This window comes from Pseudoflavonifractor sp. HCP28S3_F10 (genome assembly GCF_052065415.1).
In the GTDB taxonomy this organism is placed as follows: Bacteria; Bacillota; Clostridia; order Oscillospirales; family Oscillospiraceae; genus Pseudoflavonifractor_A.
Genome location: NZ_JBQHUB010000064.1, coordinates 1 through 1,513, shown reverse-complemented (window position 1 = coordinate 1,513; position 1,513 = coordinate 1). Strand labels below are relative to the sequence as shown.

Here is a 1,513-nt window from a genome sequence, read left to right as displayed (position 1 = left end):
GTCTACGCAGCCTGACGGCTGCGGCAACCTCGCTCACGGATAGATCCTGCGGCTCCATCCGTGAGCAAGGTTTTTACCACGGGGTGTCCAACTTGTTATTGCAATTTGCGATGAAAAAATATTTGCAAAATGTTTGATGTAGGGGGTTAAAAAACATCTTCCAAATGTCCTTGGTATATGAGAGGAGTTGATCCTCTCCACAACTGAATAGCGGCGGCTCCGGGCATAGTGCGAGGAGCCGGGCGGCGGGTGCGCCAGGACTTCTCCAACACGGAGGACGAGCGATCCACACCAACGCCGCAAGTGGGGACTTGCCACCCCACGGCCACGATCCGCGAGTGGACAGGCTGGCAGCCTGTCCCCCGGAGCTGCCGCACCACCCCAGCAAGGAGCGTCGCGCCGAGTATAGCTGTCTTATGACGGGCCAAGAAAATGAGCGCGGCGCTCCTTATTCTAACTTCGAGACAAATTGTCCCAATGTGGAGAAAGGCAAAAGGGCGACACCCAATCGCGGGTGCCGCCTTTTCGTGTTTCCCCAACAGACAACGGGGATCAATCAGTTCTACGCCATTTGTGAAGGAGGTCATCTATGGAGCGCACAAGAGAATTAACCACTTTCGCCATTGACGGTTATCAAATATCCGCTACCTTTGCCGATAGCAGAAACACAACGGCCCTCGGCCATGTGAAACAGATTTTGCTATCCTCTTTTGCCAACAATGCCGCCAAGCATACCCACGGCGACATCCTTGCAATCCACCCCAATCGGAGCGATAATAATAGTGGGGGTAGCCCCTATGTACCTTGAAAAGTTCATATCTCCCGCGTATTGATTCGCTCTTTTGGTTTGCCCTTATGACAAATGAAAGGACGGATCAATATGGAAAATAACATTCTTATCGGAACTCGCGTTGACTGTTTGTATAGAGTGTCCACCGACAAGCAAGTGGACTATGACGATAAAAGCCAAGCCGACATCCCCATGCAGCGCAGAGAGTGCCACCGCTTCTGTGAAAAGATGGGCTGGACGATTGTTCACGAAGAACAGGAGGACGGCGTATCCGGCCACAAGGTACGGGCCGAAAACCGCGACAAACTCCAAATCATCAAAGAACGGGCCAAGCAGGGCAAGTTCGATATTCTGCTGGTGTTCATGTTTGACCGCATCGGGCGTATCGCTGACGAAACGCCCTTTGTGGTGGAATGGTTTGTCAAGAACGGCATCCGGGTATGGAGTACCCAAGAGGGTGAGCAGCGTTTTGATACCCACACCGACAAACTCACCAACTATATCCGCTTCTGGCAAGCTGACGGTGAAAGCGAAAAGACTTCTATCCGCACAAAAACCGCCCTCGGCCAGCTTGTCGAGGACGGCGGTTTCAAAGGCGGGCTTGCTCCCTACGGCTACGATCTCGTAAAGAGTGGCCGCTTCAATAAGCGCAAGCATGAAGTTTTTGAGCTGGTTGTCAACGAGGCCGAGGCCGCTGTGGTGCGGATCATATTCGACAAATAT

The 1,513-nt window shown here is 52.7% G+C and carries 2 protein-coding genes; both read left to right on the top strand.

Annotated elements, in window-relative coordinates; genetic code table 11:
- The first annotated feature begins 589 nt into the window (after window positions 1–589).
- Window positions 590–808, top strand: coding sequence for a hypothetical protein (locus ACTNBZ_RS14290; protein WP_015574135.1), 219 nt, complete (start codon window positions 590–592; stop codon window positions 806–808).
- Between the two features lie 72 nt (window positions 809–880).
- Window positions 881–1,513: recombinase family protein (locus ACTNBZ_RS14285; protein ID WP_441210940.1), on the top strand; the 633-nt coding region annotated here is incomplete at its 3' end.

Excerpts from the sequence above, each read along its gene's own strand:
- ACTNBZ_RS14290 (WP_015574135.1), top strand. The coding sequence starts at position 590 with ATGGAGCGCACAAGAGAATTAACCACTTTCGCCATTGACGGTTATCAA.